Raw genomic sequence first — 22991 nt, forward strand, 5'->3', positions numbered from 1 at the left:
GTTAGGTTTCCGCGCAAGCCGGCATCAATTCGCCGACGCTAGGGTGTGGATTTCCGGTTGGTGGGCGGAGAGTTGTCGTGATGCGTATGTCTTGCTTTGATGCAATTGCGAACGGAAAGCTGTTACGTCCCTTTCCTGGAATTGCTCTAGGAGCGGTCGTTATCGGTCTTCTGGCGACGAGCGGCTTGGCACAGGCTTCGTCCATCGTCGTGCTCGGCGCGGCGACCTCGACGCCATCCATTGTCAGGCTGGCCGCGATCGAGCCCGGCAAGGCTACACCGTCAGTTGTGGCGCTCGGCGAGCCGGTGCCAGCCGTCACCGATGAGAAAGTGGCCGCGATCCCGGAGAAATCCGGACAGAGGCACGCGCAGGCGCCGACGATCATTCGCGGCGGCATCGTCGGCGGCGCTTCGGCGACGCCTGCGGCGACTGCCCCGGCCAAAGAGGCCGCGACACCGGCAAACGGCACCGCGCCCGCCGCCACGCCTCCCAACGGTACGGCTGCGGCCACGCCCCCCAACGGCACGGCTCAGGCTGCCACCAACGGCGATACCAAGGCTTCCGAGAACAACCCCGCCACGACGGCAACCGCGTCTGGCGGCGAGACGCAACCGGAAGCCCAACCGGAAGCTGCCCCGACGCCGCCGCGGTTCAGCAAGGCGATGTAGGCGCGACGGCCTCCCGCGCCTTACGGAGCATGCAGCTTCCGACCGGCATTCTGGTTGTCAGCCGACGATTTTTGAAAAATCGGCGACCTGGTCGGTGGCGGCGCGGATGCGAGCAAGCAGGGCCAGGCGGTTGGCGCGCACGGCCTGGTCCTCATCATTCACGAGAACCCCTTCAAAGAATGAATCAACTGGTTCACGCAAGACGCTAAGCGTCAGCATGGCGGCGGAAAAATCTTCGTTTTGAATCGCTTGGCCGGCTTCCTTCTCGGCCTGATTCACCGCGGCCGACAGCTTCTTTTCCGCATCCTCGCGGAACAGCGCCGGCTCAACAATCTCGGCGACCCGTGTTTTCTTCTTCTCCTCGGCAGCCAGGATGTTGGCGGCGCGCTTGGTACCGGCGAGCAGGTTCTTGCCATCCTCCGTGTCGAGGAACTTGCCCAGCGCCTCGACGCGGCGAACGATCTGCAGAAGGTCGTCGGACTGCGGCGTGATGACGGCGTCGATAAGATCGTATCGTGCACCGCTTTCGCGGAGATATACCTTGAGGCGGTCATGGAAGAAGCCGAGGAGATCCGAAATTTGTGCGGCATCGCCGGCGAAGCTCGCAAAGGCGTTGGCGAAGACCGATGTCAGTCCGAGGCGAATGCGGTTCTCGATCAGGATCCGGACCACGCCGAGTGCAGCTCTTCTGAGCGCGAACGGATCCTTGCTGCCTGTCGGCTTTTCATCAATCGCCCAGAAGCCGGTCAGCGTGTCGAGCTTGTCGGCCAGCGCGACAGCAATCGACACCGGGTCGGTCGGCACCCGGTCGGACGGGCCTTGCGGTTTGTAGTGCTCCTCGGCGGCCGCGGCCACCGACGGATGCTCACCCTGGAGCAGCGCATATTTGCGGCCCATGGCGCCCTGCAATTCCGGGAACTCGCCTACCACCTCGGTCTGCAGGTCGGCCTTGGCGAGCACCGCGGCGCGGGCGACGAGCGCGGTAATCTCCCCTCTCGAGGGGGAGATGTCGCCAGAGGCGACAGAGGGGGTCGTCTCGCGTGGAGTGCCAACCTCTTCCCTCTTCGAAATGCCAGAATGCGTCGCACCAGCCGAAGCAACCCCCTCTGGCCTGCCGGCCATCTCCCCCTCAAGGGGGGAGATCGACTTCGCCACCGTCGGCGCCAATTCCTCGGCCAAGCGCTTGATGCGCGCCACGCGCTGCCCTTGTGTGCCAAGCTTGGCATGGAAGGTCACATTGAGATGGTCAAGGCGCGCCATGCGCTGGTCGAGCGGCTTCTTTAGATCCAGCTCGAACTTCGCCGCCGACTCTTGCAGCGTGCCGAGGTCGGGCAGATCGCCCTGGTCGGTCTTCCAGAAATAGAGGGCGTCTGAGAGACGCGCCCGCACCACCTTGCCATTGCCGTAGGCGATCTCTTTGCCGCCGTCCTTCGCTTCGATATTGGCAACCAGGATGAAGCGATCGGAGAGTGGCGATTGGCCAATCTCCCCCCTTGAGGGGAAGATGCCCGGCAGGGCAGAGGGGAGTGCCTCGCGCTGAGAGAACGGCGGGACGGCACCCCCCTCTGTCGGCTTCGCCGACATCTCCCCCTCTAGCGGGGAGGTTGGGCGCGACGTCACGAAGCATTTCTGATTGGCGCGAATGGTTAGGCGAATGACCTCGGCCGGGATGGTGAGAAAATCCTGCTCGAACTCGCCCATCAGCACGACCGGCCACTCGACCAGGCCGGAGACCTCTTCCAGCAGGCCCTCGTCCTCGACGAGATCGAGGCCGTTGGCGAAGGCGACATTGCGGGCATCGGCCAGGATGATCTCCTTGCGCCGGTCGGCATCAAGCACGACCTTGGCCGCTTCGAGCTTCGCCACATAGTCGTCGAAGCGGCGCACGGTGATCGGGCCCGGTGCATGGAAGCGGTGGCCGTAGGTGACGTTGCCGGAGCGGATGCCGTCGATCTCGAAATCGACCACCACCGGCTCCTCGGTCTCCGGGCCGAAGGTGCAGACGATCGATTGCAGCGGCCGCACCCAGCGCAGCGAGCCGGGCTTGGCCGAGGCCGCGCCCCAACGCATCGATTTCGGCCAGGGAAAGTTCTTGATGATGCCCGGCACCAGCTCGGCGATGATCTCTTCCGCCGCCCTGCCCGGCTTCGAGATGTGGGCGACGTAGAAGTCGCCCTTCTTGGGATCGGAATGGACATGCGCCTCGGCGATCGACGAAAGGCCGGCCTTGCGCAGAAAACCCTGCACCGCCTGGTCGGGCGCGGTGGTCGAGGGGCCCTTGATCTCCTCGCGAATGTCCTTCGAGCGCGCCGTCAGCCCGCGCACGTCCAGCGCCAGGCGGCGCGGCGTCCAGTATTCGCGCGCCGCCTCATAGGTCAGACCCGCCTCGACCAAGCCGTCGGTCAGCATCTTGCGAAGATCGCCAGCCGCCTTGCGCTGCATGCGCGCGGGGATCTCTTCCGAGCGGAGTTCTAGGAGTAGGTCAGGCATCAGTTAGCTCCTTACCCTCCCCTTGATGGGGAGGGTCGGCGCGCAGCGCCGGGGTGGGGTGGCGGGGTTTCAGCCGCCAGCACCTTCGGCACCATCGCGCAGACCAAGGTGTGATTTTCGTTCTTCCACAGCCGCATAGATTGTATCGAGAACGGAATCCAGTTCGTTTTTTATCTCGTGGTTCCAGAAGCGGACGACGCGATAGCCCTGGCTCTCAAACCATCTCGTTCGGACTGCATCATGGCACTGCTGGCCATCAAAGCCATGTTGGAAGCCATCCACCTCGATGATCAGCTTCAGCCGATGGGAGATAAAGTCAGGATAATAACCGCCAACCGACGCTTGTCGACGAAAGTGCGTTCCTTCGACCGGAATACGCCAGAGGTGCCGCCACAGCCTGCGTTCCTCCTCGGTCATTGCCGCGCGCAGCCTTCGTGCGGACTGCAGCTTGAACCGATCAAGTTTTGGCATAGGGAAGCGCCCGTCGCCCCCACCCGCCGCTTCGCGGCGACCTCCCCCATCAAGGGGGAGGTAGAGGGCGCATAGCAACTCGGCTCGCGCCTGTCACCCTGCCTGCCGGTCGGCAGTTCGAGCTATTTCAGGAAATTTTCAGTTCTTTGTCGGGACGACACGAGCCCACCCGTCATAAGAACAGACACCCCATGAACCAAACACAGTGCTGAAGCGACCAACGCTCAGACGGAGAACTATTGGCTGAACGACCATGAAGACGGCATCGAGAATCCTGCAGATCCTGGCACTGAGCGCCTGCTTCGCCGCCCAGATGCATGGCACATTCTCGATGCCGGGCGTGCGACAGGCACTGCGGACGATTGATGCCGCGACAGTCCAGATCACGTTGCCGATTGCAGCCGCCGCCGAGATCGCCAGCGAAACTTTGGGCTAAGTCGCCAGGCCGCCCGCCCGCGTCTGCAGGAACGCCTCTCCGCAAGCCTTGGCAAGGTTGCGCACGCGCAGAATGTAGCTCTGGCGCTCGGTCACGGAAATCACGCCGCGGGCGTCAAGCAGATTGAAGACGTGGCTGGCCTTGATGCACTGGTCATAGGCGGGGAAAACCAGACGGTGCATCGACGAATTGTCGTTCGACGCCGGCGCGCCGGCGGCGAGCAGCGCCTTGCACTCGGCTTCGGCGTCCTCGAAATGCCGAAGCAGCATCGCCGTGTTGGCGAATTCGAAATTGTGGCGCGAATATTCCTGCTCGGCCTGCAGGAACACGTCGCCATAGGTGACCTTCTCAGGCCCCTCGCGGCCGTTGAAATTCAAGTCATAGACATTGTCGACGCCCTGCACATACATGGCGAGGCGCTCGAGCCCATAGGTGAGCTCGCCCGCCACCGGCGCGCATTCGATGCCGCAGACCTGCTGGAAATAGGTGAACTGCGACACTTCCATGCCGTCGCACCAGCACTCCCAGCCGAGGCCCCAGGCACCCAGCGTCGGGCTTTCCCAATCGTCCTCGACGAAGCGGATGTCATGCAGCAGCGGATCGACGCCGATGGCTTCCAGCGATCCGAGATAGAGCTCCTGCAGGTTCGGCGGGTTCGGCTTCAGGATCACCTGATATTGATAGTAATGCTGCAGCCGGTTCGGGTTCTCGCCGTAGCGGCCGTCCTTCGGCCGGCGCGACGGCTGCACGTAAGCCGCGTTCCAGCGCAACGGGCCGAGCGCGCGCAAAGTGGTGGCGGGGTGGAAGGTGCCGGCGCCGACTTCCATGTCGTAGGGCTGCAGGATGACGCAGCCGTAAGCTGCCCAGTAGTTGTGCAAGGTCAGGATCAGCCCCTGGAAGGAGCGGCTGGGATGCATGTGGGCAGGGATCTCGACGGTCACGGCGGCCTCGGAAAGCGCTGGGAGTGGGCTTTCCCTAGTTGCCGGGCCGGCAAGCGTCAAGGCAGGGCGCCGCATCGAGGAGAGGTTGAACGCTTTGCCGGCGGCTGGCCCATTGAAGGCCGCTCACGCGGGCCGTTTGCTTCGGTGAGCCGCAACGACAAAGGTTCCCGCCATGCTCGGTCAACTCACTGTCCGCCCCGTCACCCAGCAGGACAACGAGCAGTGGCTGCCGCTCTGGGACGGCTACAACGAATTCTACGGCCGCTCGGGCGAGACCGCGCTTGCCGGGAGATCACCCAGATGACCTGGTCGCGCTTCTTCGACGCTTACGAGCCGGTGCATGCTCTGGTGGCCGAGCGCGACGGCAAGCTTCTCGGCCTCGTCCATTATCTCTACCACCGCTCGACCACGGCGATCGGGCCGAACTGCTATCTGCAGGATCTCTTCACCTCACAAGCCGCGCGCGGCCAAGGCGTCGGCCGGGCGCTGATCGAAGGCGTTTACGAGCGCGCCAAAGCCGCGGGCTCGGGTCGCGTCTACTGGCTGACGCACGAGACCAACCACACCGCCATGCAGCTCTATGACAGGATCGGCGAGCGCTCGGGATTCGTCGTCTACCGCAAGATGTTTTGAAACGTTGCGGGGCCCCCAAGGGCCCCGCCAAACTGCAGAAATGTGCGCCTCAGCCCTTCGGCGCCGCCGGCGGGACCGGTTTCACCTTCGGCGTTTCCTGCGCCGTGTTGGACTCGATCGGCGGCAGGCCCTTGAGCAGCTTCTGCTGCAAGGTGGCGAGCACGTCCGGGTCCGGCTTCAGGTCGCGTGCCTGGGTCCACTGGAAGGTCGCTTCCAGCTTGCGGCCGACGCGCCAATAGGCGTCGCCCAGATGGTCGTTGAGAACCGGATCCTCGGGCTTCAGGGACACGGCTCGCTCCATTTCGCGCACGGCGTCGTCGAAGCGGCCGAGGCGGTAATAGGCCCAGCCAAGCGAGTCGACGATGTAGCCGTCGCTTGGCCTGAGATCCACGGCCTTCTGGATCATCGCCAGGCCTTCCTTGAGGTTCATGTTCATGTCGACCCAGGAATAGCCGAGATAGTTCAGAACCTGCGGCTGGTCGGGCTGCAGCTCCAGCGCCTTGCGGAAATTGGGCTCGGCCTTCGGCCATTCCTTCAGCCGCTCATAGGCGATACCGCGCTGGTAGAAGATGTTCCAGTTGGCGGCGGTCGGCGTCTTCTGCTGTTCGACCGCCTTGTCGTAGAGATTGGCAGCCGAACGGTAGTCCTCCTTGGAGGAGTAGACGCCGCCAAGCGCCAGGTAGCCGCGCATGTCGGTCGGGTGCGCATCGACGTAGCCCTTGAGATGCGCGATGGCTTCGTCGTGACGGTCGATGTCGGCAAGGTTCAGGCCAAGCTGCAGCTCAGAAAGCTCCTTCAATGGCGAGGAGGCCGGAATGCGCCGATAGAGCGCGATCGCGCCTTCGCCGTCCTTCAGCTGCTCGGCGACGGCGGCCAGCTGCACGAGGGCGGCGTCGCTGTCAGGCTTCAGCGCCAGCGCATATTGCAGATAGAGCCTAACGAAAGGCTCGCCGCCGCCACGGTTGAGCGCGGTGGCGAGGTCGAGCAGCATTTCCGAGGCGCCGTCGGCCGGGGTAGCGACCAGGGGCTCGATCTTGTCGCCTTTGCTGATCCTGTCGCGCAGCGTGGTGATTTCGAGCTTGCCAGGCGCGAAGGCTTCGGCCTGGTTCAGCACCGCCATCGCCTTTGTCTTGTCGCCCTTGCGGGCGAGGAACGAGGCATAGGCCTGGGCATTGCGCATCCACGTCTCGGGCGCGGAGCCGCCGGCGGCGGTATCGGCCAGGGTGGCGGCGTAGATCTCATCGGCCTTGGCGGAAAGGCCGGCGGCGTCGGCGATGAGGGCGCGATGGAAGGACTTGAACAGGCCGAACCAGTCCGGCCCCTTGAGCTTGTCGATCGAAGCCATCGCCTCGGAGGCATCGCCCGCGCCTTCCTTGGCCCAACCGTCCATGACGCCGGAGAGCAGCCGGTCGAGATCGGATTCGAGCGACAGCTTCAGCCAGTACTGAGCCTTGGCATAGTCCTTCTTGTGGAAGGAATCGACGGCAAGCGCCAGACGCGAGAAGCGCTCAACATCGGGAACTTCCTTGAGCTTGTCGGCATAGACCAGCGATTCCTCGAAGCGGCCCTGGGCGACCAGCGCCAGCATGAGGCTCTGCTGCAGCTCGGTGTCATTGGGGGCAAAGGCCAGCGCCTGCTTGTAATAGGCGATGGCATTGTCGAGATCGTTGTCGCTTTCGGCAATATGGGCGGCAAGATAGGCGCCCGAAAAGGACGTGATCTGGACCGGTTGGGAGTTTTCCTTGGCATGGGCAGGCAGCACCGACAGCGCCACACCCGCTAAAAATGCCAGCCTCGTCAGCCAGCGCGCACGTCCTTGCCGCATTGTATCCCTTTCAGCCAGACGCGATCCCCCCTTGGCGGACCGCCCACAGAGTCGATGTTTTCCCGACAAAGCATGGCCTTTTTGGGGTCAGGCTTCAATCCGCAGCGAATCACAATGCAATCATCGGGCTTAAAAAATACGGCGTGCGTCCAAAAAGTCCGGCGCGGGAAGCCGCAGACGGCGCCGCCTAAAGACGCGTATCTTGGAATCCGCTGAGGGCAACCGCGCTGCACAGGTCGGACCATTCGCAGCCCGAGCACGCCTGACGCGTCAGGCCAGAGGAAAACGCCTTGCGCATCGGCGCCAGGCTGGAGGCATCCAACACGAGCCGATCGCCGGCCTGGACGGACCGGCCCAGGAGAGCGCCGACGTCGCGCGCCGCGAGCCCGTCGCGCTCGGCGGCGCCTTCGCCCAGGCAGTGCGGCTCGGGCTCGACCAGCATCGGGGCGCAGATGTCGTCCGGCCCGGACACGATCAGGACCGCCTCGCCGTCGCCCAGCCGCTTCACCACCTTGTCGTAATTGGCGGTGAAAGCGGGCGAGTAGCCTTTGCCGACATAGGTCAGCAGGCAGAGCAGATGATGGGCGCGCAGCCTGACGGTCATTGCGTCTTTGACGAGCGGTCGCGCGGTTCGGCCCGATAGGTGGAAAAGAGCTTCAGCGTCGCGGCGCCCAGCGCCGACTTCAGGAGGCCGCCGACAATGAAGGGTAGGAAGCCGAAGGTGATGGCCTTCTCGGCGCCGATCATGGCGGCAAGCCAGGCCGTGCCGAGAACCAGGCAGAGAAGGTTGCCGATGAGCATGGCGGCGAAGGCAAGCATCACCCGATTGCCGTTCCAGCCGCGCTCGGCCAGCCAGCCGACGATCGCACCGACGATCGGGAAGGAGAAGAGATAGCCGCCGGTCGGGCCCATAAAATGCTGCACGCCGGCCGCACCGCCGGCCAGAACCGGGAAGCCGGCGGCACCCTCGACAAGCCAGGCCGCGATGGTCAGCGCGCCGAAGCGCCAGCCATAGAGCGCACCGACCAGCGTCACCGCGAAGGTCTGCATGGTCACCGGAACCGGCACCATCGGCACCTCGATATAGGATGACAGCGCCAGGAACAGCGAGCCGAGGACGACGGCGCCGAACTGCCAGGCAACGGAGCGGCTGTGCAGTTGGAGCGGGCTGAAGGAAGACTGGCGGGTCGAAACGGCGATGTTTGTCACGGTGAGGTCCCTGGTTGAGTTGAAATTATAGATAATTCCTGCAATCGATCTATTATCGAATCCACATTTTTGCGGAGATAGCAAGCGCTGCCTTGCGGAGGCAGATCGCAGGAGCAATGAGGCTCAGCCATTCACCGGGCATTGGGGCACCCAAACCGACATTTGACTGCTACGGAGCGCAGAAAGGCAGCTGTGTCTGCGTTCTCGCGCTAGCCGACGATGGCGAAGCCGTCGCGAGTCCTGCCGGAAGCGGTCTTGACCGGTTTCTGCCCGATCCATTGCACATGCCGGCCGAGCGTGGCGGCAGCCGATTCCGTGTTGCCTTGCCTCAGCGCGCTCAGGATCGCGCGGTGATCCTGATCGGTGCGGGTCTCCCATTCGGAGCGCCAGGCGGCGAACAGGAAACGCGCGCTTGCGGCATGCAGGTCATCGATGGTGGAAAGCAGGCGCGGCATGTTGCAGGGCGTCAAGATCAAGCGGTGGAAGGTGCGATTGGCCTCCTCCCAGGAGCGGACATCGCGGGATTTGTCGCCCGCCTTGGTCGCCTCCTCGGCGCGGTCGAGGATCGCCGGCGTCAGATGCGGCGCGGCGTGGCGCAGCGCCAGCACTTCGAGCGCCGCGCGCATCTCGGCCACTTCCCTGACCTCGCCGAGATCGAAAGCGGCCACACGCACGCCGCGGCGCGGCTCGCTGATCGCCAAACCCTGCGCCTCGAGGCGGCGGAAGGCCTCGCGCACCGGCACGTGGCTGGTGCCGAATTCCTCGGCGACATGATCCTGGCGCAGCCGCGATCCGGGCTCGATAGCGCCCGAAATGATGCGGTCCGCCAGTTCCTTGCTGATGCGGACGGCGATCGTGTCCTCTGTGGTGGCCATGTTTTATAGATAATTTGCTGAGCTGCCGTTTGTCGAGACGGCCAGAGCGGAATCACAGGCGCCCGCCCGGCGGACGCCAGGCGATGCCAAGGAGAACTGACAGGCGCTCAGTTGACGCGGCTGATGCAGAAATCGATGACGTCGATCAGCGCCGATTTCTGCGGCGTCGCCTCCAGCGGCGCGAGCGCGTCGCGGGCGATCTCGCCGAAGTGACGGGCGCGGCCAATCGTGTCGGCGATGGCGCCATGGCGGGTCATCAGACCGATCGCCTTTTCGAGCCCGGCATCGTCGGCGACATTTTCCTCGATGGCGCGCTTCCAGAAGGTGCGCTCGGCCTTGGTGCCCCGCCGATAGGCGAGGATCACCGGCAGCGTCACCTTGCCCTCGCGGAAATCGTCGCCGACATTCTTGCCGAGATCCTTGCTGGAGCCGCCATAGTCCAGCGCGTCGTCTATGAGCTGGAAGGCAAGGCCGAGATTCATGCCATAGGATCGCAGCGCCGCCCGGTCGGTGCGGGAAGCGAGCGCGATCACCGGACCGACCTCGGCGGCGGCCGAGAACAGGGCGGCGGTCTTGGCCTTGATGACGGCGAAGTGCTCGTCCTCGGTGGTCTCCAGATTCTTGGCAGCCGCAAGCTGCATCACCTCGCCCTCGGCGATGATGGAGGCGGCGCTCGACAGGATGTCGAGAGCCTCCAGCGAGCCGACTTCGACCATCATGCGAAAAGCCTGGCCGAGCAGGAAGTCGCCGACCAGCACGCTCGCCTGGTTGCCCCAGATCATGCGCGCCGTCTTCTTGCCGCGGCGAAGCGCGCTCTCGTCGACGACGTCATCGTGGAGCAGCGTCGCGGTGTGCATGAATTCGACTGCGGTGGCGAGCTTGACGTGCCCCTCGCCCGCATAGCCGAACATCTGGGCGGCGGCGAGCGTCAGCATCGGCCGCAGCCGCTTGCCGCCGGACGAGATCAGGTGGTTGGCGACCTCCGGGATCATCTCGACGTCGGAGCCGGCCTTCGACAGGATCAGCTCGTTGACCCGTCCCATGTCGGCTGCCGTCAGGTCGATGAGATCCTGGATGGAAGCAGGTTCCCGCTTGCCTTCGATATTCAGAACGACACCCACCACGATCACTCCCGTCTCATTGACGCGCCCGACAACACCCTGGTCCCGGTGGGACTCTAGGTCGGCACAACCGCGCACGGCAAGAGGCGAATTGGCGCGGTTTGGCTGGCGCTGGGCGGCCCCGGCGTTTACATGAGCGCCGCAACCTGCGATTTTCATTCCATGATCGAGCTTGTCCGCACCAACGACGCCGTCCTCATCTCCTTCGTCGAATCGCTCATGCGCGACGCCGGCATCGCCTGCTTCGTCGCCGACCAGAACATGAGCGTGCTCGACGGATCGATTGGCATCCTGCCCAGGCGCGTCATGGTCGATGCCGAGAAAGCCGATGCCGCACGGCGCATCCTGAAGGATGCCGGCATCGAGAACGAGATCCGCCGGCAATAATGGCAGCATCAACCGCCCTCGCCCCGGACACGCCGGCCCACACGGTCGACGCCTTCCATCGCGGGCGCTTCTGGCTGGTGCAGCCGCGACAAGGCCACCGTGCCGGCATGGACGCCATGATGCTGGCCGCTGCCGTCCCATCCGGCTTTTCCGGCCGGCTCGCCGATTTCGGCGCGGGCGCCGGTGCGGCGACGCTCGCCGTGCTGTCGCGCTGCCCTTTGGCACACGCGGTTCTGGTCGAGCGTTCCGCGGAGATGGCGGCCTTTGCCGCGGCCACGCTTGCCCACCCCGGGAACGCGCATCTCGGCGACCGCGCCTCGGTGCTTAAGGCCGACGTCACGCTTGCGGGACGGGCACGGCACGGAGCCGGACTTGCCGACAATTCGTTCGACTTCGTCGTCATGAACCCGCCCTTCAACGCGGCGCAAGACCGCGCCACGCCGGACGCGCTGCGCAGAGAAGCGCATGTCACGGAGGACGGCCTGTTCGAGCGCTGGATCAGAAGTGCGGCCGCCGTCGTCAAGCCGCGCGGCGGACTGGCGGCGATTGCGCGGCCGGAGCAGCTTGTCGCCATCCTGGATGCGATGGAAGGCCGCTTCGGCGATGCCGAGATGCTCTGCGTGCACCCGCGCCCAGACGCGGCGGCGATCCGCATCGTCGTCAGGGCGGTGCTCGGCGCGCGCGGAAAACTGTCGATCCGGCCTCCGCTCACCTTGCACGGCGCATCCGGCAACGAGCCGACGGAGCGGACCGAAATGATCAACAACGGGCTGGCGTCGCTGTTCGGCGATTGATCAGAGGCCGGCGATGCGGCATTGCCGTTGCGCGGCGAATTCCTACATGCCCGGGAGCAAGGATGAGGTCTGACCTTGCTCTAGCATCTCTTGTGGAGACAAGCTTTCGTGAAACGCTTCTTCAACCGCCTGCTGCCGAAATCCTGGCGCTCGACAGTCGTCACCATTCCGGTCATCAGGCTGCATGGCACGATCATGCCCGGCGGCGGCCAGTTACGGCCAAGCCTGTCGCTCGCCTCGACGGCCGGGCTCATCGAGAAAGCGTTCGGCTTCGACGCGCCGGCGGTTGCGATTTCGATCAACTCGCCGGGCGGCTCGCCGGTGCAGTCGCGGCTGATCTTCAAGCGCATCCGCGACCTGGCGGCAGAGAAGGATAGACGAGTGCTCGTCTTCGTCGAGGATGTGGCGGCCTCCGGCGGCTACATGATCGCAATCGCCGGCGACGAGATCTTCGCCGACCCTTCCTCGATCGTTGGCTCGATCGGCGTCGTCTCCGCCTCCTTCGGCTTCCCCGAGCTGATGAAGAAGATCGGCATCGAGCGGCGCGTCCACACCGCGGGCCAGAACAAGGCCGTGCTCGACCCCTTCAAGCCGGAAAAGAGGGAAGACGTCGAGCGGCTGAAAGCCTTGCAGCTCGAAGTGCACGAGACCTTCATCGATCTCGTCAAGGAACGGCGCGGCACCAAGCTCAAGGACGACCCGGATCTGTTCACCGGACTGTTCTGGACCGCCAAGAAGGGTCTCGAGCTCGGCCTCGTCGATGCGCTGGGCGACATGCGCAGCGTGCTCAAGACCCGTTTCGGCGAAAAGACGCAGCTCAGGCTGATCACCGCGCCGCGCGGGCTTTTCGGCCGTTTCGGCTTGTTCGGATCGCGTTTTTCGGCGCCGGACATCGCCGCGGCCGCGGCCAGCGGCGTCATCGATGCGGCGGAAGAGCGCGCGCTGTGGGCGCGCTTCGGGCTTTGAAAAAGCCATGATTGCGTCTAGCATGGCCGCTTGACCGACCCATCCGGCCGGCCTTGCCGCGAGAAACGCGGGAGGAGTTGTGAGATGCCGCAGATCATTTTCTTCGTTGTCGTCGGCGCCGCCGCCTATTTCGGTTATCGCGCTTTCGTACGCGAGGCCGAGCGCGTGACGGCCAAGATCCGGCGCACCGAGAAGCAGGCGGCCAACGGCACGATGGGAACGCTGGTCAAGGATCCGAAGACCGGCGAGTACCGTCTGGCCAAGGACTGAACACCATCTCGCCAGCAGCCGACATTCTGGAGGCCGAGGCCAAGTCCCGGACATGGCTTGCGCCTGCCAAGATCAACCTCGCGCTGCACGTCACCGGACGGCGCGCCGACGGTTATCACCTAGTCGACAGCCTTGCCGTGTTCACGCGCTTCGGCGACCGGCTCGAGATCGAGCTGGCGCAAGACGATGCGTTCTCGGCGTCTGGTCCCTTCGCCGCCGGCGTGCCAATCGATGGCGACAATCTGGTACTCAAAGCGCGCGACGCGTTGCGGCGGGAAGCCGGCGCGCAACAGGCGCCACCAGTCGCCATCCGGCTGGAAAAGAACCTGCCGGTCGCTTCCGGCGTCGGCGGCGGCTCGAGCGACGCGGCGGCGGCGCTCAACGGCCTTTCGCGCCTCTGGGAGCTCGACATCGGGGAGGCGGGGCTGGCGCGGATCGGGCTGACGCTCGGCGCCGATCTCCCGATGTGCCTCAAGGCAAGGCCGCTAATTGCGCGCGGCATCGGCGATGAACTGTCGCCGCTGACGGAGTTTCCGGCGCTTGCGCTGGTCCTCGTCAACCCGGGCGTCGCCGTTTCGACACCCGAAGTATTCAAGGCGCTTTCCGGACCTGACAATGCGGCATTGCCGCCGCTGCCCGGCCGGCTCGATTTTCACGGCATACGCAATTGGCTGGACACGACGCGGAACGATCTCGAACCTGCCGCTCGCGCCATCCAACCGGCGATTGGCGATGCGCTCAAGGCGCTGAAAAAAGCGGGAGCCGCCTTTGCCCGCATGTCGGGCTCCGGCGCTACCTGCTTCGGCCTGTTCGAGACTGGCAATGTCGCCAAGCGCGCGGCGATCGACATCCGCCGCCGCCATCCCGGTTGGTTCGTGGCCGCGACGCGCAGCATGGAGACCGACTGATGGCCAACGAAAGCCGCCCCTTCATCCCGGTGCGCATCGCGGTGCTGACCGTTTCCGACACGCGCAGCCTGGCCGAGGACAAATCCGGGCAGATATTGGCCGACCGCATCGCAGAGGCTGGCCATATACTGGTGGCTCGCGACATCGTCACCGACGACCGCGAGAAGATCCGCGAAAAAGTGCTCGCCTGGTCGAGGGATGAAACGGTGGACGTCGTTATCACCACGGGTGGCACCGGCTTCACCGGCCGCGACGTAACGCCGGAAGCGCTGGAGCCGATTTTCGAAAAGCGCATGGACGGCTTTTCGGGAGTCTTCCACCGGATTTCCTATGACAAGATCGGCACATCGACGATCCAGAGCCGGGCGACCGGCGGCGTCGTCAACGCCACCTTTATCTTCGTGCTGCCGGGCTCGCCCGGCGCGTGCAAGGATGCTTGGGACGGCATCATCAAGGCGCAGCTCGACTACCGGCACATGCCCTGCAACTTCGTCGAGATCATGCCGCGGCTGGACGAGCACCTCAGGCGCGGCGGCAAGCCGGAGTAGCGGCCCCGTCCGGCTCAGCGGATGACCGGCTCGCCGTGGAAGCGGCGGCGCGACGGCCGCGAGACGCCGAAGCCGATTTCCATCATCAGCCGCGGCGTATGCGTCGGCACCGTTCCCATATGGAAGCCGAACGGATCCTCGACGAAGCCGAGGCCCGCCTCGCCCGTCAGCGTCGCAGCGCTTTCCGGACCGTAGACGTCCAGCACGTCTTCCGCGGGGTGGCCGACCAGAAGCGTGAGCTGGTGCTTGAGCGCGCGGCGCCTGTGGCTGCCGCGGACATAGACATGCGGGCCGGTGCCGGCGTCGACCGGCACCAGATAGAAGAAGAATTTCAGCATCCGCCAATCGTCGAGATCGAAATGGTATTTGCCGAGCGAGGCGAGATTCTTGTCGGCATCCGAGGCCTTGCCGGTCGGAAAGCTCCACCACACGCGCGTCGTGATCAGTTTCGCCTGGCCGCCGAGATAGTGCTGCGCGACCTCGAGGAGCAGCGGATCCCGCTGGATGGCAAGCGCCGCCGGGCAATCGAGAATGCGTTCGAAATAATGCCCGCTGAGCAGCGAGCGGCCGAAACGCTTCTCCGCCTCGGCATGGTCGCCCGGCATGAATTCGAGACGGCGGTCGAAATTGCCGAAACAGGGCGTGCGTTGCGCAAAAACGGCGATCTCCTCATGGATCGCCGACGGCAGCGTGAACCCCGAAAACAGTCCATCGGAGCGAAGCGCCGCGACCACCGCCTCGCGATCGACGCCGGCAAACATCGTCTCTCCCGCATTGTCGAGCGGGCGAACGCGTCTGGCGCCTAGCCAGTGCATGCGGCGCCCCGGCATGGTGCGCGCCAGCACGAACATCGGCAGCCAGGCCGGATTTTCGCGTAGATCTTTCAGATAGGTCGGGATGCGCACGGCGATGCGCCTGAACAGGCTGCCATTACGAGCGATCGCCTCCAGGCTGGCCGCGCCTGAATTGTCTGGAGTACCAAGGTTCATCGGGTTCCTCGTATGCATGGCGTCCGACGAAGCGCCAGCCGTCTGCCGCTTCATCGTCACCCAATCCCGATTGTCCCGCTTCAAGCAGATGCTAATCCACTGCAGGTTTTTGTGCAATGCACAATAGAATGGGCCGGCAAAGTTCGCGGCCTTTTTCTCTCTTTTCGCCTTCTGGAGAGAAGGAGGGCATGCGCTCACTTCGGCGGCGCCACCCAGATTTCGGCAATCAGCCTTCTGGTGGCGAGGCCGCGCGCCAGGGCTTCGGCGCTGCGGGCGCTTTTCGCCAGCACCGTGGCCTGGCGCTTGCTGATGACAAGCCCTTCCTCCAGAGCCCGGTTGCCCGAAAAAACCCGGACCAGAAACGGCGTGCGATTGCCGCGGGCGCGTGAAAAACGCGCCGGCATCGTCTGCCTCGCCGCGTGAGCGACGACGTCGTCGATCCAGCCTTCGGCGAGCCGGGCGCCGGGTTCCAGAAGCAGGAGCCAGTCGCCCTTGGCCTGGCCGATGCCTGTTGCGATGCCGCCGGCGACGAGGTGGCAGCCGGCATGCTCGGCGACGCGATGCGTCTGGTCGGTCGAGCCGGTGTCGCAGACGATGACGTCGCGCACCACGCCCTCGACCGCGCCGCCGATCAGCGAGGCCAGCGTGCGGGCAAGGCCTTCTTCGTCGTTCCTGGTTTCGATGAGGACGCTGAGCATTTTAGCCGAATAGCGGAAAGCGCGGCGCTGCGCCAGATGCGCGTTCTGAACGAAAAAGTTCTTGCTTTGTTCTCATTGGCAAAATAGGAATAGTTTCATGAACAGAGCGATTCGACAGCCTGCCGACAGTCCCTGGGAGAGGGCGAAAATGGAACAGATCGTGCGCGCCGACATTGCCGCTTTCGGAGCAGGCAGAGCCGAGATGGCAAATGCAATGATAGAACAGAGCGGCATGCGCGTGCGGCCGGACCGCAATCGCGGACGCTCCGCGGGCATCAATCCGTCCGGCCGCTTCGAGCCGGTCAGCCGGCATGTGTTCGACGATGGCTGGAACTCGCTGGAGGAACTGCCGCCGTTCAAGACGGAGGTGCAGGTCGAGAAGCCGCGCACCATCATCACGCGCAACGAGTCGCCGGACATTTCCTTCGATCGTTCGATCAATCCCTATCGCGGCTGCGAGCATGGCTGCGTCTACTGCTTTGCCAGGCCGACGCATTCCTTCATGGGCCTGTCGCCGGGGCTCGATTTCGAATCCAAGCTCTTTGCCAAGCCCGATGCGGCGCGAATGCTGGACAGGGAATTGTCGAAGCCCGGCTACCAGCCGCGCACCATCGCCATCGGCACCAACACCGATCCGTATCAGCCGATCGAAAAGCAATACCGCATCATGCGCGAGATCCTGGAGGTGCTGGAGGCGCGTGGCCATCCGGTCGGCATCGTCACCAAGTCGGCACTGGTGACGCGCGATATCGACATCCTGTCGCGCATGGCCGAGCGCGGGCTCGCCAAGGTGGCGCTGTCGGTGACGACGCTCGACCGCATGCTGGCGAGAACCATGGAGCCGCGCGCCTCGACGCCGACAAAGCGGCTGGAAGCGATAAGGCAGCTTTCGGATGCCGGCGTCCCCGCCTCGGTGATGGTGGCGCCGATCATTCCCGGCCTCACCGATCCGGAGATGGAGCGCATCCTCGATTCGGCGCGCGCCGCCGGCGCCAGAGAGGCAGGCTATGTCGTGCTGCGTCTGCCGCTCGAGGTGGCGCCGATCTTCAAGGACTGGCTCTTGCGCCATTATCCGGATCGCTACCGGCATGTGATGTCGCTGATCCGCTCGATGCGCGACGGCAAGGACTACGATTCGGAATGGGGCAAGCGCATGAAGGGCGCCGGACCCTATGCGTGGCAGATCGGCCGGCGCTTCGAGATCGCCGCCAAGCGGCTCGGCCTCAATGCCGAGCGGCGGCAGCTTCGGACCGACCAATTCGTCGCAGGCTCCGGCGTCGGCGAGCAGTTGATGCTGCTGTGAAGACAATGCCGGCCGCGAAGGCCGGCGCCAAGGCAACTCGGGAGGCAGAGTTTTGCGCCCGGATTGCGATTCCGCTAACCCTCTGTTTTGATGTAACTTCGTACGGAAAGCCCGCTACGCACTTTTGCTGGAATTGCTCAAGAATCCCGTCCGGCCCAGTCCCCCGGCCGTGAGACGGTGCCCTCCCGGTCCGACGCCCCATCCGACCCGGAGGGACTTGCGGAGAATCGGAGCCGATGCGAACCTCGCCGCACCATGGCTCGCGCGCGTTCCGATTCTCCGCTTCTCTTCGAAATGGTCGAGAAGCCCGACTTCTCGATTGAAACGAAAGCGATGGCCGAGGGGCTGTGGCCGGTAGCGGGGATGGACGAGGCGGGCCGCGGGCCGCTTGCCGGTCCGGTGGTGGCGGCGGCCGTGGTGCTCAACCCGGCCAACATTCCCGAAGGGCTCGACGATTCCAAGCGCCTCACCCATCTGCAGCGCGAGGCGCTGTTCCTCAAAATCCTGGGCTCGGCGCTCAGCGTCTCGATGGCCTCGATCAGCGCCGAAGGCATCGACAACAGCAACATTCTGAAAGCCAGCCTGGAAGCCATGCGCCGCGCCGCCGCCGGACTGTCGCTGCCGCCCAAACTGGCGCTGGCGGACGGCCGCGACGTGCCGCCAGGGCTCACCTGCGAGGGACGCGCGCTGATCAAGGGCGACCAGCGCTCGCAATCTATCGCCGCCGCCTCGATCATCGCCAAGGTGATGCGCGACCGCATGATGTGCGGCTGCGGCGGCCATCATGAGCATTACGGGTTCGAAATGCATATGGGCTACGCGACGGTCCGCCACCGGACCGCGATCGAGGCGCATGGCCCGGTGGCGCGACTGCATAGGGCGTCGTTCGCACCGTTCCGGTTTGGCGGCGTCGAGGTGGCGGAAGCGGAAGAGAGCTTCGAGGGAATAGATTAATCTTCCCCGTCGGGGGGGGGAAATGGCCGGCTGGCGGAGAGGGTCGTCGCGCGTGAAGCACCGACGCCCTCTTTAGTCGCACAAGGCGTCGAGCTCTACGCGCAACGATCCTCTCTGTCGGCTTCGGCGAAAGCTCCCCCTCAAGGGCCCCTCAAGGGGGAAGATTGTTCGCGCCCAAAACAAAAAAGCCGCCGGGTTGCCCAGGCGGCTTCATGTCAGCAACGGCAGAGCCGCTCAGTTCAGCTTGGCCTTCACGTCCTGCAGCGCCGACTTGAACAAATCGGCGCCGGCCTTGGCGTCGACCTTGGCGGCAAGCAGCGCACGGGCGGCCTCGACGGCGATGTCGACGGCGCTGGCACGCACCTCGCCGATCGCTTCGCGCTCGGCCTGGCTGATCTTCTGCTCGGCAAGCGCCGTGCGCCGGGCGACGTAGTCCTCGGTCTTCTTATGCGCCTCGGAAGCAAGGAGCTCGGCCTCGCGCTTGGCGGCGGCGACGATGTCGGCGGCCTCCTTCTCGGCTTCCTTGCGCTTCTGCTGGTATTGGCCGAGCAGCTGCTGGGCCTCTTCGCGCAGGCGGCGCGCTTCCTCGAGTTCGCTGCTGATCTTGGCCGCACGGGAATCGAGCGACTTTGCGAGCATGCCCGGCACCTTCAGATAGATGACGGCGCCGAGGAAGATGATCAGGGCAATGGTGGCCCAGAGCGTGGCAAGTGATGTGGCGTCCATGATGGCCTCCTCACCGGGTCGCGGATTTGACCGCGGCCGAAATCTCGGCCTTGTCGGTCTTGCCGCCGACCAGCGCCTCGACGATGGCCGACGTGGTGTCCTCGGCGATCGTGCCGACTTCCTTCATCGCCTTGGCCTTGATCGAGGCGATGCTCGCCTCGGCCTCGCCGAGCTTCTTCTCGAGTTCCGTCTCGAGCTTCTTGCGCGTGCTTTCGGCTTCGCTCTTGGCGGCGTCGCTCGCCTGCTGGCCGATCTTGTTGGCGTTGGCCTTGGCTTCCGCCAATTCCTGCTCATAGGCGGCAACGGCAGCGTCCGCCTCGCCCTTCAGCCTGGCGGCGTGGTCGAGATCCTGGGTGATGCGATCGTTGCGGACATCGATGATACCGCCGATGCGCGGCATCACAACCCGCTTCAGGAACAGATAGAAGAGCCCGAAGGTGATGACGAGCCACAGGATCTGCGACGGGAAGGTCTCGGCATTGAACGGCGGGAACGTGCCATGCTCCTCGGCAGGCACGGCGGTGCCCGCATGCGTATCGCCCTCGGCCGTGGCCGGCGCGGATTCTTGCGCAAAGGCAGATGTCACGAACATCTCATTCCCCTGTCCATACGGCGGGGCCGCACCATGCGGCCCCTTTCGTCAGCGCGTGGTTCTTACCTGAAGACCAGCAGCAGCGCGATGAGGAGCGAGAAGATGCCCAGCGCTTCGGTCACGGCGAAGCCGAAGATCAGGCGGCCGAACTGGCCGTCAGCGGCCGACGGGTTGCGGAGCGCACCCGAGAGATAGCTGCCGAAGATGTTGCCGAGGCCGATGCCGGCGCCGCCCATGCCGATGCAGGCGATACCAGCGCCGATAGCAGCTGCTGCAGTTGCGTCCATTTCAAAACTCCTGTGGTTTTCGTAATCGTTGCGGTTGGTACGTTGGGTATGCTGGCGCCGGGGCGCCGGTGAAAATCGATCAGTGGCTCGGGTGCAGAGCGTCGTTCAGATACATGCAGGTCAGCACCGCGAAGACGTAGGCCTGCAGGAAGGCGACCAGCAGTTCCAGCGCCGTCAGGGCAACCGCCATGGCGAGCGGCAGGACCGAGCCGGCGATGCCGACCGCACCCAGCGCGCTGAGGCTGACGACGAAGCCCGAAAACACTTTCAGCGTGATGTGGCCGGCCAGCATGTTGGCGAAAAGACGAACGGAGAGGCTGACCGGACGCGAGACAAAGGAAATGACTTCGATCGCCACCACCAGCGGCATCAGATAGCCAGGCACGCCATGCGGCACGAACAGCTTGAGGAAGCCGAGGCCGTGCTTGGCGAAGCCGTAGACGATGACGGTGCCAATGACCAGGATCGCCAGCGTGAAGGTGACGATGATGTGGCTGGTGACGGTGAAGAAATAAGGGAACAGGCCGATCAGGTTGGCGACCAGCACGAACATGAACAGCGAGAACACCAGCGGGAAGAACTGCATGCCCTGCTTGCCCGCCGCATCGCGCAGCATGTTGCCGACGAACTCATAGGCCATTTCCGAGACCGACTGCAGGCGGCCAGGAATGAGGGCGCGGCTGGCGGTGCTCATGTAGAGGAAAGCGGAAGCGACGGCGATCGTCACGACCATGAACAGAGCGGAGTTGGTGAAAGAAATGTCGTAGCCGCCGATATGAAGCGGGATGATCGGATGGATCTGGAACTGGTGGATCGGATCGACCTGGTCAGCAGCAGCCACTTTAAATCCCCGTCAAAGCCACAACCGGCTTCTTAAGTTTCTTTCGCGCCTTGCGGCGCCTTACTTCAGTCCTTCGGTTCGGGCGGCTTGCCGCCCTGGCCGAATTCCGATGCAAGTCCCGACGAACGCAGGACATTGAGTATACCGGCGCCAAAACCCAGCAGCAGGCCGACGATCAGACCCCAGGGCGCGATTCCCGCCAAGCGGTCGATGATCCAGCCCAGGCCGACACCAACCACCACTCCGGCGATGAACTCGCTGGACAGTTTCAGGGCCTGACCGTAACCGGTCGCAGCTTTCGCTTCGTCTTTCCCCTCGAGCCGGTCCGTGCGTCTTGATGCAAGCGATGCTTCAAGCTCGCGCCGGCGGCGCTCAAGTTCGTCGTCGCGGATGGTGGCTTCTGGCTGCCTGCCGCGGCCGGTTTCTCCGGTTCCGTCTGGCCCGTTTTTGTCGGCCATCGCAACCCCCCTGCCCGGGCAGACGATCACCGTCCGTCCGCTTCTAAAGTCGCCGGCAACATAGTTAGCGGGTCCGCGCCCGTCAAGCCACGGGCCGAACTTCAAAGCGATGTATTTTCCGCTTTCAAATCAATGGCTTATCCGGGTGCGACATCGTGCCCGTCACGCCTGTGCGAGGACTCGGCGCGAATCCGGGCGACAAGCCGCGCTGATCGGTGCGCGCAGCAAACGAGAAAGAGCGTTGCCGCGGGGTGCCGATCAAGCGGCTCAGTTCGAGCCGCCTAAACGGCTCAGCTCCAGCCGCCGCCATAGGTGCGATAGAAGATATGCAGGCCGATCCTGGTCATGCGCTGCATGGCGCGCGCCCAGCCCGGATGGACGTAATTGGCGTAGTAATGCGTCGAGGATCCGACCTCGGGGATGAAGATCTTGCCGGCGGTCACCGCCATGGCGACATCCTGGGCGGTCTTGTACGCGACGGGGTCGTTGATGCGCTTCTTCCTGCCGTCACAGGCGAAGGAGAACTGGCAGCGGTTGAACCAGTTGTCGTTCTGGTAGACGACACCGCAGATCGTCTTCGGATAGGCAGGGTTGCGGACGCGGTTGAGGATCACCTGCGCCACCGCGGCCTGGCCGCGCACCGGTTCGCTGCGCGCCTCGAAATAGATGCCCTTGGCGAGGCATTCCTGTTCCGGCTTGGAGAAGACGGCCGCAGGCAGCGGATTCTGCATCCAGGCGTGATCCCCCTTGCCCATCGGCGGGATGAAGCGGCCGTCATTCGGATCGTCCTGCAGCAGAGCCTCAAAGGGCGAGGCCTTGGCATAGTCCGGCGCCGACTGGGCATAGGCGGTGGCGAGGATGTCCGGCTTGTCGTTGTTGACGAGAGCGACGAGAGCCGCCGGCAAATCCGGATCGGGCTTCTTGTCCTCGCGGATGTGGAAGGCCTGGGCGATCTGGATTTCCTTGCCCTTGATGCCGGGCTTGGCGAAAGTCAGCTTCAGGCCGCTGTCCATCGCCGGACGGAGCAGCGAGGAGGTGCGCTCGAAGATGGAGCCGGCGCTGAAATTCTTCGGCGGCGCAACGGGCGACACCTGGACGAGGCGGCCCTTCTTGTCGGCGCGCACGACGCGGTCCTCATCGGGCGTAGCGCCGGCGACATTGCCCTTGCCGCGGAGCGCCACCGTGCCAACGCCAGGCAGGTCCACGCCGGAGCCGGAGATCGAGCCCGTGGCGGCCGAATCGACGAACGGCATCTCGGCGGCGTGCACCGAGCCGGCGACGGATTTTTCGACATAGGCATTCCAGCGATGACTGGGCGACTCCAGCCCGGACACGAGGCTTGCCATATCCTGGTAAGCGACGACGGACGGAAAGCCGACCCAGAAGCCGAGCCCCAGAACCAAAGGAGGAAGGAAGGAACGTTTATTCGCAACGGCGGCGGCGACGAGCCGCGTAAGAACGCGTCGATGCACGGAACTCTCCAGAAACGCTACTGACCCCGGAGAGCCAAAATGAAGCATTAACCTTGATGGGGGGTTAACGGCACCGATCGTGTTTTTTTCATGTTGCAGATAAGCCGGCCTCCGCCAGCTGTGGAAAGC

Annotated in this window: 26 protein-coding genes and 1 pseudogene; 11 read left to right on the forward strand and 16 right to left on the reverse strand. The window is 64.5% G+C overall.

The features are described 5' to 3' along the window. Nucleotides 1-185 precede the first annotated feature (185 nt). A complete protein-coding gene (locus tag P9228_RS21025) occupies nt 186-668 on the forward strand; it encodes a hypothetical protein (protein ID WP_127246434.1) in 483 nt (160 codons plus the stop codon). Between the two features lie 57 nt (nt 669-725). Here the strand turns inward: P9228_RS21025 and glyS are convergent, their stop codons facing one another. Both glyS and P9228_RS21035 read right to left on the reverse strand, forming a co-directional pair. Continuing rightward, a complete protein-coding gene (gene glyS / locus P9228_RS21030; protein ID WP_278055348.1) occupies nt 726-3158 on the reverse strand; it encodes a glycine--tRNA ligase subunit beta in 2433 nt (810 codons plus the stop codon). 69 nt (nt 3159-3227) lie between these two features. Beyond that, complete coding sequence (locus P9228_RS21035; RefSeq protein WP_278055350.1) at nt 3228-3629, reverse strand: DUF559 domain-containing protein; 402 nt, start codon at nt 3627-3629, stop codon at nt 3228-3230. Between the two features lie 253 nt (nt 3630-3882). Between P9228_RS21035 and P9228_RS21040 the strand changes: the two genes are divergently transcribed. After that, nucleotides 3883-4065 carry a hypothetical protein gene (locus tag P9228_RS21040; RefSeq protein WP_127241108.1) on the forward strand — a complete coding sequence of 61 codons (183 nt, stop codon included), beginning with the start codon at nt 3883-3885 and terminating at the stop codon, nt 4063-4065. On the opposite strand, the gene P9228_RS21045 is transcribed toward P9228_RS21040, so the two are convergent. Continuing rightward, nucleotides 4062-5006, reverse strand: a complete 945-nt coding sequence (locus P9228_RS21045) for a glycine--tRNA ligase subunit alpha (protein ID WP_082954005.1) — start codon at nt 5004-5006, stop codon at nt 4062-4064. The genes P9228_RS21040 and P9228_RS21045 overlap by 4 nt on opposite strands. A gap of 172 nt (nt 5007-5178) precedes the next feature. On the opposite strand from P9228_RS21045, the pseudogene P9228_RS21050 reads away from it, so the two are divergent. After that, a pseudogene (locus tag P9228_RS21050) lies at nt 5179-5639 on the forward strand (GNAT family N-acetyltransferase). A 49-nt stretch (nt 5640-5688) separates the two neighbouring features. Here P9228_RS21050 and P9228_RS21055 read toward each other — a convergent pair. The 5 genes from P9228_RS21055 to P9228_RS21075 form a co-directional block, all read right to left on the reverse strand. Further along, complete coding sequence (locus P9228_RS21055; RefSeq protein WP_278055355.1) at nt 5689-7464, reverse strand: tetratricopeptide repeat protein; 1776 nt, start codon at nt 7462-7464, stop codon at nt 5689-5691. A 187-nt stretch (nt 7465-7651) separates the two neighbouring features. Further along, nucleotides 7652-8068 (reverse strand): DUF1284 domain-containing protein, encoded by a 417-nt coding sequence (locus P9228_RS21060; RefSeq protein ID WP_067327814.1) that lies wholly within the window; start codon nt 8066-8068, stop codon nt 7652-7654. After that, entirely contained in the window at nt 8065-8673 is a 609-nt protein-coding gene (locus tag P9228_RS21065) for a biotin transporter BioY (protein ID WP_095830456.1), read from the reverse strand. Before P9228_RS21065 ends, P9228_RS21060 begins: the two co-directional genes overlap by 4 nt. A 209-nt stretch (nt 8674-8882) precedes the next feature. Then, nucleotides 8883-9548, reverse strand: coding sequence for a GntR family transcriptional regulator (locus P9228_RS21070; protein ID WP_278055357.1), 666 nt, complete (start codon nt 9546-9548; stop codon nt 8883-8885). A 107-nt stretch (nt 9549-9655) separates the two neighbouring features. After that, complete coding sequence (locus P9228_RS21075) at nt 9656-10669, reverse strand: polyprenyl synthetase family protein (protein WP_095801112.1); 1014 nt, start codon at nt 10667-10669, stop codon at nt 9656-9658. 162 nt (nt 10670-10831) lie between these two features. Between P9228_RS21075 and P9228_RS21080 the strand changes: the two genes are divergently transcribed. The 6 genes from P9228_RS21080 to moaB all read left to right on the forward strand — a co-directional run bounded on the left by P9228_RS21080 (nt 10832) and on the right by moaB (nt 14542). Next, nucleotides 10832-11056 (forward strand): DUF2007 domain-containing protein, encoded by a 225-nt coding sequence (locus P9228_RS21080; RefSeq protein WP_066999078.1) that lies wholly within the window; start codon nt 10832-10834, stop codon nt 11054-11056. Next, nucleotides 11056-11850, forward strand: coding sequence for a methyltransferase (locus P9228_RS21085; protein ID WP_179294428.1), 795 nt, complete (start codon nt 11056-11058; stop codon nt 11848-11850). The genes P9228_RS21080 and P9228_RS21085 overlap by 1 nt, the downstream gene beginning before the upstream one ends. A 108-nt stretch (nt 11851-11958) precedes the next feature. Further along, on the forward strand, nt 11959-12816 hold the full coding sequence (locus P9228_RS21090; RefSeq protein ID WP_127241485.1) for a S49 family peptidase: 858 nt from the start codon (nt 11959-11961) through the stop codon (nt 12814-12816). Nucleotides 12817-12900: 84 nt separating this feature from the next. Then, the gene (locus P9228_RS21095; RefSeq protein WP_066999017.1) at nt 12901-13086 is read left to right on the forward strand and encodes a hypothetical protein; all 186 of its coding nucleotides are present in this window, start codon (nt 12901-12903) and stop codon (nt 13084-13086) included. Nucleotides 13087-13112: 26 nt separating this feature from the next. Next, nucleotides 13113-13994, forward strand: a complete 882-nt coding sequence (locus P9228_RS21100; protein ID WP_278055478.1) for a 4-(cytidine 5'-diphospho)-2-C-methyl-D-erythritol kinase — start codon at nt 13113-13115, stop codon at nt 13992-13994. Further along, a complete protein-coding gene (moaB, locus tag P9228_RS21105) occupies nt 13994-14542 on the forward strand; it encodes a molybdenum cofactor biosynthesis protein B (RefSeq protein ID WP_278055360.1) in 549 nt (182 codons plus the stop codon). The genes P9228_RS21100 and moaB overlap by 1 nt, the downstream gene beginning before the upstream one ends. A gap of 14 nt (nt 14543-14556) precedes the next feature. On the opposite strand, the gene P9228_RS21110 is transcribed toward moaB, so the two are convergent. After that, nucleotides 14557-15531, reverse strand: a complete 975-nt coding sequence (locus tag P9228_RS21110) for a hypothetical protein (RefSeq protein ID WP_278055479.1) — start codon at nt 15529-15531, stop codon at nt 14557-14559. Nucleotides 15532-15725: 194 nt separating this feature from the next. Further along, a complete protein-coding gene (locus P9228_RS21115) occupies nt 15726-16229 on the reverse strand; it encodes a glycosyltransferase (protein ID WP_278055362.1) in 504 nt (167 codons plus the stop codon). A gap of 148 nt (nt 16230-16377) precedes the next feature. Between P9228_RS21115 and P9228_RS21120 the strand changes: the two genes are divergently transcribed. Then, entirely contained in the window at nt 16378-17532 is a 1155-nt protein-coding gene (locus tag P9228_RS21120; RefSeq protein ID WP_127241487.1) for a PA0069 family radical SAM protein, read from the forward strand. Nucleotides 17533-17787: 255 nt separating this feature from the next. Beyond that, the gene (locus P9228_RS21125; RefSeq protein ID WP_067327805.1) at nt 17788-18486 is read left to right on the forward strand and encodes a ribonuclease HII; all 699 of its coding nucleotides are present in this window, start codon (nt 17788-17790) and stop codon (nt 18484-18486) included. Nucleotides 18487-18720: 234 nt separating this feature from the next. Here the strand turns inward: P9228_RS21125 and P9228_RS21130 are convergent, their stop codons facing one another. From P9228_RS21130 to P9228_RS21155, 6 genes are all read right to left on the reverse strand, one after another. Then, nucleotides 18721-19212: a F0F1 ATP synthase subunit B gene (locus P9228_RS21130; RefSeq protein WP_066999035.1), complete on the reverse strand. Its 492-nt coding sequence runs from the start codon at nt 19210-19212 to the stop codon at nt 18721-18723. Nucleotides 19213-19222: 10 nt separating this feature from the next. After that, complete coding sequence (locus P9228_RS21135; RefSeq protein ID WP_067327804.1) at nt 19223-19804, reverse strand: F0F1 ATP synthase subunit B; 582 nt, start codon at nt 19802-19804, stop codon at nt 19223-19225. A gap of 62 nt (nt 19805-19866) precedes the next feature. After that, entirely contained in the window at nt 19867-20091 is a 225-nt protein-coding gene (locus P9228_RS21140) for a F0F1 ATP synthase subunit C (RefSeq protein WP_066999040.1), read from the reverse strand. Nucleotides 20092-20170: 79 nt separating this feature from the next. Continuing rightward, the gene (locus P9228_RS21145; RefSeq protein WP_066999043.1) at nt 20171-20932 is read right to left on the reverse strand and encodes a F0F1 ATP synthase subunit A; all 762 of its coding nucleotides are present in this window, start codon (nt 20930-20932) and stop codon (nt 20171-20173) included. A gap of 65 nt (nt 20933-20997) precedes the next feature. Continuing rightward, nucleotides 20998-21390, reverse strand: a complete 393-nt coding sequence (locus P9228_RS21150) for an AtpZ/AtpI family protein (protein WP_066999046.1) — start codon at nt 21388-21390, stop codon at nt 20998-21000. A 290-nt stretch (nt 21391-21680) separates the two neighbouring features. Beyond that, nucleotides 21681-22862 carry a cell wall hydrolase gene (locus P9228_RS21155; RefSeq protein WP_067327803.1) on the reverse strand — a complete coding sequence of 394 codons (1182 nt, stop codon included), beginning with the start codon at nt 22860-22862 and terminating at the stop codon, nt 21681-21683. Nucleotides 22863-22991 lie beyond the last annotated feature (129 nt).

It is taken from the genome of Mesorhizobium sp. WSM4898 (assembly GCF_029625845.1).
GTDB lineage: Bacteria > Pseudomonadota > Alphaproteobacteria > Rhizobiales > Rhizobiaceae > Mesorhizobium.

Bases quoted from the DNA above. Each gene is read 5' to 3' on its own strand.
- P9228_RS21070 (WP_278055357.1), bottom strand. From the start codon at position 9,548: ATGGCCACCACAGAGGACACGATCGCCGTCCGCATCAGCAAGGAACTG.
- P9228_RS21115 (WP_278055362.1), bottom strand. From the start codon at position 16,229: ATGCTCAGCGTCCTCATCGAAACCAGGAACGACGAAGAAGGCCTTGCC.
- P9228_RS21060 (WP_067327814.1), bottom strand. From the start codon at position 8,068: ATGACCGTCAGGCTGCGCGCCCATCATCTGCTCTGCCTGCTGACCTAT.
- P9228_RS21125 (WP_067327805.1), top strand. From the start codon at position 17,788: ATGGCTCGCGCGCGTTCCGATTCTCCGCTTCTCTTCGAAATGGTCGAG.
- P9228_RS21080 (WP_066999078.1), top strand. From the start codon at position 10,832: ATGATCGAGCTTGTCCGCACCAACGACGCCGTCCTCATCTCCTTCGTC.
- P9228_RS21095 (WP_066999017.1), top strand. From the start codon at position 12,901: ATGCCGCAGATCATTTTCTTCGTTGTCGTCGGCGCCGCCGCCTATTTC.
- moaB (WP_278055360.1), top strand. From the start codon at position 13,994: ATGGCCAACGAAAGCCGCCCCTTCATCCCGGTGCGCATCGCGGTGCTG.
- P9228_RS21120 (WP_127241487.1), top strand. From the start codon at position 16,378: ATGGAACAGATCGTGCGCGCCGACATTGCCGCTTTCGGAGCAGGCAGA.
- P9228_RS21135 (WP_067327804.1), bottom strand. From the start codon at position 19,804: ATGTTCGTGACATCTGCCTTTGCGCAAGAATCCGCGCCGGCCACGGCC.
- P9228_RS21035 (WP_278055350.1), bottom strand. From the start codon at position 3,629: ATGCCAAAACTTGATCGGTTCAAGCTGCAGTCCGCACGAAGGCTGCGC.
- P9228_RS21140 (WP_066999040.1), bottom strand. From the start codon at position 20,091: ATGGACGCAACTGCAGCAGCTGCTATCGGCGCTGGTATCGCCTGCATC.
- glyS (WP_278055348.1), bottom strand. From the start codon at position 3,158: ATGCCTGACCTACTCCTAGAACTCCGCTCGGAAGAGATCCCCGCGCGC.
- P9228_RS21040 (WP_127241108.1), top strand. From the start codon at position 3,883: ATGAAGACGGCATCGAGAATCCTGCAGATCCTGGCACTGAGCGCCTGC.
- P9228_RS21055 (WP_278055355.1), bottom strand. From the start codon at position 7,464: ATGCGGCAAGGACGTGCGCGCTGGCTGACGAGGCTGGCATTTTTAGCG.
- P9228_RS21130 (WP_066999035.1), bottom strand. From the start codon at position 19,212: ATGGACGCCACATCACTTGCCACGCTCTGGGCCACCATTGCCCTGATC.
- P9228_RS21110 (WP_278055479.1), bottom strand. From the start codon at position 15,531: ATGAACCTTGGTACTCCAGACAATTCAGGCGCGGCCAGCCTGGAGGCG.
- P9228_RS21150 (WP_066999046.1), bottom strand. From the start codon at position 21,390: ATGGCCGACAAAAACGGGCCAGACGGAACCGGAGAAACCGGCCGCGGC.
- P9228_RS21085 (WP_179294428.1), top strand. From the start codon at position 11,056: ATGGCAGCATCAACCGCCCTCGCCCCGGACACGCCGGCCCACACGGTC.